Origin of the sequence: Candidatus Cryosericum odellii (assembly GCF_003570935.1) — a bacterium.
Lineage (GTDB): Bacteria > Caldisericota > Caldisericia > Cryosericales > Cryosericaceae > Cryosericum > Cryosericum odellii.
The window spans coordinates 1-6,804 of sequence record NZ_QXIU01000210.1 but is presented as its reverse complement, the minus strand read 5'-3'; the positions used below and the strand labels follow the sequence as shown (position 1 = coordinate 6,804).

The window sequence follows — 6,804 nt, the reverse complement described above, 5'->3', positions numbered from 1 at the left end:
GACATGATCATCATGGACCCCCCGCCCATCGTCCCCGTCACCGACGCGGTCGTTGCCTCGTCCCTGGCCGACGGTGTCATCCTGGTCGTGCAGGCCGGCCGTACCCGCAGCGGCGAGGTGCGCCATGCGCAGGAGGTCCTGGAAGAGGCGCACGCCAACCTGCTGGGGGTCGTGCTCAACCGTGCCCGCCGCCGGGTCAACGACTATTACTACGCCCGCACCTCCGGCACCGAACCTTCCACGCCCGAGGAAGTGACCCCCGGCTCATGAACGCCCTCGACATCCACTGCCATATCCTGCCGGGGCTGGACGACGGCTCGCCGGACATGGCCACGAGCATCGCGATGGCGCGTCTGGCCGTGGCAGCCGGCATCGGCACTATGATCGGCACGCCCCACTGGATCGCAGACGAGCATGAGACGGACCCTGAAGTGGTGCGCCAGGCCGCCACAGCCCTGCAGGCAGAACTGAACGCTCGCGCCATCCCTCTCACCATTCTCCCCGGCAACGAGGCCTTCATCTGTCCCGACCTCCCCGACCGGGTGAAGGCAGGCGACGTCCTGACCCTTGCGGACCGGGGCACGCACCTCTTGCTGGAGCTCCCCTACGAGGACCTGGCTACCTATGTCGATGATGTCGTCTTCCGCCTTCAGGTGATGGGCATCATCCCCGTCCTTGCCCATGTCGAGCGTTATGCGTATGTCCGCAGCGACTGGCATGTCCTGGACCGCTGGGTCCAGCACGGCTGCCTTGCCCAGGTCAACGCGTCGAGTCTGGACCGTGGCAGAGGCGACGACCTCGCGCAAGACCTGATGGACCGTGGCCTTGTTGCTTGCACAGCGACAGATGCGCATGATGCGGCCCATCGAGCGCCACGCAGCATCTGGAATAAGTGGGGAGCGAGCCTTCTGAAGGGGGGATCGTGAAGATTGCAGTCATTGGAACCGGATACGTCGGCCTCACGACCGGCGTCTGTCTGGCAAGTCGGGGGCATGACGTCATGTGTGTCGACACCGATGTGGCCAAGGTAGCGGCCCTGCGCAGTGGTCAGTGTCCGATTGTCGAGAATGGACTCGCGGCACTGCTGCGCAGAAATCTCCAGCTTGGGCGTCTTCGCTTCGATTCATCGTTGGAAACGCTTGGAGACTACTCAGACCTGGTCTTCATCGCTGTCGGGACGCCGGAAGGTGATGGAGGGGAGCCGGATCTGACATATGTCCGCCTGGCATTGGGCCAGGTAGCGGCCGGCGCATCGCCGGGCGCGGTGATCGTGATCAAAAGCACGGTACCTCCAACTGCACTTGCTGCGCTTGAGGTCGAGATGCGGAGCGTGGCGGGCTCGCGGCAAATGGTCTTTGCTGTCAACCCGGAATTCCTGCGTCAGGGCATGGCGGTAGCCGATACCGTGCATCCGGAGCGTGTCGTCATCGGCGTGTCGGATGCGGAAGCGCGCAACCGCCTCTTGGAATTGTATGCGCCATTTGCCGTACCCGTCGTCGTGACCGATCCGGTGTCAGCCATGACCATCAAATATGTTGCCAACTGTTTTCTGGCGACGAAGATTTCCTTTGTCAACGAGGTGGCCAATCTGTGTGAACGTCTCGGAGCAGACGTGGATGCAGTGACGCAGGGAATAGGCCTTGACAGCAGAATCGGATCCAAGTTCCTGCAGCCGGGCATCGGCTTTGGAGGTTCGTGCTTTCCCAAAGACACGGTGGGGCTGCTCCACGTTGCTCGCAGTGTTGGGTATGACTTCAGGGTTCTGGCATCGGCCGTGGCCGTCAACGAGCACCAGTACAAGGTCGTGCTGGACCATTTGGCGAGCCGGCTTGGGTCGCTGCAGGGGAAGGTGGTCGCAGTTCTAGGGCTTGCTTTCAAGGGCGGGACGGATGATACCCGCGAGACCAGGTCATTTCCCATCGTTCGTGGCCTCTTGTCGGCAGGATCCGAGGTTCGCTCATATGATACATATGTTGTGCGCACGCGGCTGCCAGGTGACGTCGTAACTACAATGCAGGGTTCGTTGGCAGCATGTGTTGCTGGTGCCGATGCTGTTGTCATTGCCAACGATGCGGCGGACTGGGCTACGGTCGACTGGAAATCGGTTGCCCATGTCATGAAGGGAACACTGATCGTCGACGGCCGCAATACGCTGGATGCCGACTTGGTCCTCGAAGCAGGGCTGGAGTACTGGGGCGTTGGCCGGCCGGACCCCGGCAAGCTTTGGGTCGGACTGCCCCCACAAGGGGGGAAGACGTCATGAGCATGGATGTTGCCCTGGTGGGATGCGGGCGTATCTCTCGCAAGCACTGCGAGGCACTGGAGAAAGTAGAGGGGGCGAAGCTCGTAGCCGTCTGCGACCTGATTCCTGACAAGGCAGAGTCTACAGGGAGGCAGTGGGGCGTGCCGTGGTACACCTCGTACGGAACGATGCTGAGCGAGCTTCATCCGGATGTCGTGAACGTTTGTACCGAAAGTGGCAACCACGCTGGTGTGGCTATCGATGTCATGAAGAGGTTTGGCTGCAACGTTATCGTGGAGAAGCCCATAGCATTGCGTCTCTCGGACGCGGATGCCATGGTCGCGACTGCCCGTGAAGCAGGCGTCCGGCTGTTCACAGTCAAGCAGAACCGGTTCAACGCTCCGATTCAGATGCTCAAGCGTGCACTGGACGAGGGCAGGTTCGGACGTGTTCTCATGATTACGTCGCGAGTCCGGTGGCATCGGGCGCAGGACTACTACGATCAGGCGCCGTGGCGTGGCACCTGGGCCCAGGATGGCGGGTGCATTTCCAATCAGGCTATCCACCACGTGGATATGATGCAGTGGCTGGGTGGACCCGTGGCTTCCGTCTACGCAGCATCGCGCCGTTTCCTGCATCGCATGGAGGCCGAAGACGCTGCAGTGGCGACCTGGCAGTTTGCGTCCGGCGCTCTTGGTGCCTTTGAGGCGACGACCTGTGCCAATCCAAGGGATCTGGAGGCATCGATCACGGTCCTGGGGAAGGAGGGCGAGGTCGAGATTGCAGGCTTTGCCGTCAACCAGGTGCGGACGTGGGCTTTTGTGGATGAACGGCCCGAAGACAAGCAGGTTCAGGACGCGAGTTACATTCCGGACAGCGTCTATGGATTTGGTCATGAAGCATTGTTCCGGTCGGTCCTGCAATCGCTGGCGACCGGACAGCCGAACATGCTGGAGGGTGATGAGGGCCGCAAGGCTCTGGAACTAGTCAGTGCTATGTACGAATCCATCGAGATGGGGATGCCGGTGGAGCTGGGAACGCCCTATCCCCACAGTCGTCTCGGAGGACCGCATGTCGATTAGTCCAGACGCGCGCATAGCCCAAGACGTGGCCCTGGGTGACAATGTTGTCATAGAAGCCGATGTCGCGGTGGGCGATGGGTGTGTTCTTGGGCACAATGTTGTGATCCACACGGGCAGCCGCCTTGGCCGTCATGTCACTGTGGGAGACAACACAGTGATCGGCAGGAGACCTATGCACAGCGTCCGCTCCGGCATGCCTCCCGTCACGGACGAGCAGCCGTGCGAGATCAGTGATGACGTCCAGATCGGTTGCGGCTGCATCCTGTACGCAGGGGCCTCCATTGGACAGCGGGTCATGGTAGCTGACCTGGCAACGGTACGTGAGGCGGTCACCATCGGTGAGGAGACTATTGTTGGGCGCGGCGTCTCCATCGAGAACCGCTGCACGATCGGCAAACGCTGCAAACTGGAGACCAACGCCTACATCACGGCGTACTCTGAACTTGAGGACGACGTCTTTGTCGCTCCGATGGTTGCCACTTCCAACGACAACTACATGGCACGGGGTAGCGAGCGCTTCAAGCACTTCAAAGGCGTGACGGTAAAGCGTGGCGGCCGCATCGGCGTCAACGCGACGATTCTACCCGGCCGAACGGTCGATGAGCAGGGTGTTGTGGCTGGCGGGTCTGTTGTGACACACGACGTACCTGCGCGGGTCATTGTGGCGGGCAATCCGGCGCGTGTGTTCCGGGATGTTCCGGAGGATCAACTGCTGGAGAGCCAGGAGGAGAAGAAATGAGCAGCATGGAAGAACAGCAGGTTATGATGGTCGATCTAGTAGGCGAATACCACGAAATCAAGGACGAAATTGATGAGGCAGTCCATCGCGTTGTTGAGAGTGGGCACTTCATTTTGGGTGAGGAGGTCGAGGCCTTCGAGCATGAGGTTGCAAGGTATCTGGGCGTCCGACATACCATAGGCGTCGCATCCGGTTCCGATGCGCTGTTGCTCGCACTCATGGCATTGGACATTGGACCTGGGGACAAGGTCATCACGACCCCGTTCAGTTTCTTTGCCACTGCCAGCGCTGTCGTGCGTCTCGGAGCGACGCCGGTGTTCTGTGATATCGACCCTCGCACCTTCGACCTTGATCCCGGCAGCGTGCGCCGGTACCTCGAAGCGTCCTACACGCCTGCTGTCAAGGCCCTCATCCCTGTGCACCTGTATGGTCAATGCTGTGACATGGACCCATTGCTTGAGCTTGCGCGCAAGTACAATCTCAAGGTTGTGGAGGACTGTGCTCAATCCTTCGGGTCCACCTACAAGGGGCACCAATCGGGCGGTATCGGGGACATCGGGTGTTTCAGCTTTTTCCCCACCAAAAATCTTGGTGCCTATGGCGACGGCGGCATGGTGACCACCAACGACGATGACCTGGCTGAGCATGTTCGCATGCTCCGTGTCCATGGTGCGCGCCGCAAGTATCACCATGAGGAACTGGGCATCAACAGTCGTCTAGACGCTATGCAAGCCGCCATCCTTCGCGTCAAGCTGAAACACGTCGACCAGTGGACCGAGCGCAAACGCGTGTTGGCAGCTGCTTACGACAAGGAACTCTCAACTCTTGACTGGCTCCAGGTGCCATACGTGATGCCCGAGTGCAGGCATACCTATCACCAGTGCACGATCAAGGTCCCAGCGGAGCGACGGGCAACGATCCAGGAGGCACTGGCGCAGGCCGGCATCCAGACGCAGGTCTATTACCCAGAGCCCCTGCATCGCCAGCCCTGCTTCTCAGATAAACAGGAACTGCCAGAGGAACCGCTGAACGTGGACGCGGTCGTTCCGAGCGTGCTGAGTTTGCCGATGTCACATTCACTGTCGTTGTCGGCGACAAATGCTGTGGGCGAGGTTCTGTGTTCCTTCTCATGCCAGCAACCTCTGTGTACTTCGAATGGTTGTCTGCACAGCGCATCTACAGCCCCTTTAGGCTGACTCGGCATGGCCACACTGGTGAGATACTGCGCAGCTCACTTGGGGGGGCATGCGTGCCTTGCAGGGATTGGGGAGGCGAGTTGAACATGGCTCCTTTGTTCGTCAATACCCCCAGCGATGGGCGTCCCAGATGCGTCGAATTGATGGCAAGCCCATCTGTTGTTCTGCTGTGCTCCACTCGTTGGGAGGTACAGAATGGAGTCGCCGTGCGCGGACAGGGTGTGGCAGATGGGAAGAGAATCGGCGCGTTGGAGTTGGCCAAGCTAGTGGAATCGGTGCCTCCCCGCGCTGTTGGCTCTCTGATGGGCAAGCTGGCGGGGTCTTTTGCTGTCCTTGACGCTCGCGAGCCAGGCGTAGTGAGACTCGTCAGCGACATGGTATCGTCCATGCCAGTCTATTACACTCTGGATGGCTCCAGGCTTACAGTAAGTGATGATTCTGTTGCTTTGGCACAGGAAACAGGTTGCCTGAGCGAAATCGATTCACAAGCGTCGCTAGCGATGCTTCTCGCCGGCTTCACGCTCGGAACATCGACCATCTGCAGGCGCGTTCATTGCCTGCAGGCTGCAGAGTGCGTGGTATTGACATGCAAAGGCTCCTATTGGGCAAGCACCCAGGACGATTTGTTTTCGTGGGAGTGGCGACCTGACGGCGGCCACACTGACGATTACTGGTTCAGTGCATGGTCGGAGGTTCTGAACGACGAGTTTGAAGATATCATAACTGAACTTGACGGCAGAACAGCGGTCATTCCCTTGAGTGGTGGCCATGACTCTACTCTGATCTTGCTGATGCTGAAGCGTTTGGGTTATGAGAAAGTCGTCGCTTTCTCGTATGGCCGTCGTGGAAACTAAGACTCAACAGTATCTGAACGGGTAGCGGCCGCACTGAGGGTTCCCTGGTTTTTCGTGGAGTATGGAACCGAAACATGGAGGCAGTTTCTGAGTTCACGGGACTACAACAACTATGCAACATGGGCGGGCGGGCTCCGGTCAATAGCACACGTAGGGGACTTCGTTGCTGTGCGTGAACTTGCGTCAGGCGGTCGGATAGACGCGGGGTCGGTCCTGATCCCGGGACACACAATGGATTTGGTATCTGGGGGCCACATCCCGCTACAGTGGCAGGAGCGGCTGATGACAGGTAGCGGNNAACGGCAGACGACATCGCACAGATAACGTTCGAACGACACATGGGACTCTGGAACCGCCGTTTTGCTATAGCCACCCTGCATCAGACAGGGCTGCAGGTGGCCGAAGCGAATGACCTTTTTGAACAGCTCCAAGAAGAGCTTTGTCCTGCCGGGGGCGTTGTAGATGTCGTCGAAGCGTGCAGCGTGGTTGACGCTTTCGATTGGAGAAATCGACAGGGGAAGTTCATTGCCAACAGTGTTCGTGTCTATGATTGGTTCGGGTTTGATTGGTTGTTACCTTATTGGGACAGGAGGATCATCGACTTCTGGTTGCGAGTGCCACCCGAGCTCCGACTCAACCGCAGACTCCAGAAGAACGTTACTTTCCAGATTGGAGCGGATCTAGGTATCGA

Annotated in this window: 6 protein-coding genes and 2 pseudogenes; all 8 read left to right on the top strand. The window is 59.3% G+C overall.

Features of this window, described 5'->3' with window-relative positions:
* Nucleotides 1-270: pseudogene (locus SMC5_RS10815) on the top strand (CpsD/CapB family tyrosine-protein kinase); the annotation flags it as partial.
* Nucleotides 267-926 (top strand): tyrosine-protein phosphatase, encoded by a 660-nt coding sequence (locus SMC5_RS08550; protein ID WP_119088164.1) that lies wholly within the window; start codon nucleotides 267-269, stop codon nucleotides 924-926. The pseudogene SMC5_RS10815 and the gene SMC5_RS08550, both read left to right, overlap by 4 nt.
* Nucleotides 923-2,263 (top strand): UDP-glucose dehydrogenase family protein, encoded by a 1,341-nt coding sequence (locus SMC5_RS08545; RefSeq protein ID WP_165846689.1) that lies wholly within the window; start codon nucleotides 923-925, stop codon nucleotides 2,261-2,263. The genes SMC5_RS08550 and SMC5_RS08545 overlap by 4 nt, the downstream gene beginning before the upstream one ends.
* Nucleotides 2,260-3,324, top strand: coding sequence for a Gfo/Idh/MocA family protein (locus SMC5_RS08540; RefSeq protein WP_207799174.1), 1,065 nt, complete (start codon nucleotides 2,260-2,262; stop codon nucleotides 3,322-3,324). Before SMC5_RS08545 ends, SMC5_RS08540 begins: the two co-directional genes overlap by 4 nt.
* Entirely contained in the window at nucleotides 3,314-4,063 is a 750-nt protein-coding gene (locus SMC5_RS08535) for an acyltransferase (RefSeq protein ID WP_119088161.1), read from the top strand. Before SMC5_RS08540 ends, SMC5_RS08535 begins: the two co-directional genes overlap by 11 nt.
* Nucleotides 4,060-5,259, top strand: a complete 1,200-nt coding sequence (locus SMC5_RS08530; RefSeq protein WP_207799173.1) for a DegT/DnrJ/EryC1/StrS family aminotransferase — start codon at nucleotides 4,060-4,062, stop codon at nucleotides 5,257-5,259. Before SMC5_RS08535 ends, SMC5_RS08530 begins: the two co-directional genes overlap by 4 nt.
* A gap of 86 nt (nucleotides 5,260-5,345) precedes the next feature.
* Nucleotides 5,346-6,113 (top strand): asparagine synthetase B family protein, encoded by a 768-nt coding sequence (locus SMC5_RS08525; RefSeq protein WP_119120366.1) that lies wholly within the window; start codon nucleotides 5,346-5,348, stop codon nucleotides 6,111-6,113.
* A gap of 338 nt (nucleotides 6,114-6,451) precedes the next feature.
* Nucleotides 6,452-6,804: pseudogene (locus tag SMC5_RS11155) on the top strand (hypothetical protein); the annotation flags it as partial.

Bases quoted from the DNA above. Each gene is read 5' to 3' on its own strand.
- SMC5_RS08540 (WP_207799174.1), top strand. From the start codon at position 2,260: ATGAGCATGGATGTTGCCCTGGTGGGATGCGGGCGTATCTCTCGCAAG.
- SMC5_RS08535 (WP_119088161.1), top strand. From the start codon at position 3,314: ATGTCGATTAGTCCAGACGCGCGCATAGCCCAAGACGTGGCCCTGGGT.
- SMC5_RS08530 (WP_207799173.1), top strand. From the start codon at position 4,060: ATGAGCAGCATGGAAGAACAGCAGGTTATGATGGTCGATCTAGTAGGC.
- SMC5_RS08525 (WP_119120366.1), top strand. From the start codon at position 5,346: ATGGCTCCTTTGTTCGTCAATACCCCCAGCGATGGGCGTCCCAGATGC.
- SMC5_RS08550 (WP_119088164.1), top strand. From the start codon at position 267: ATGAACGCCCTCGACATCCACTGCCATATCCTGCCGGGGCTGGACGAC.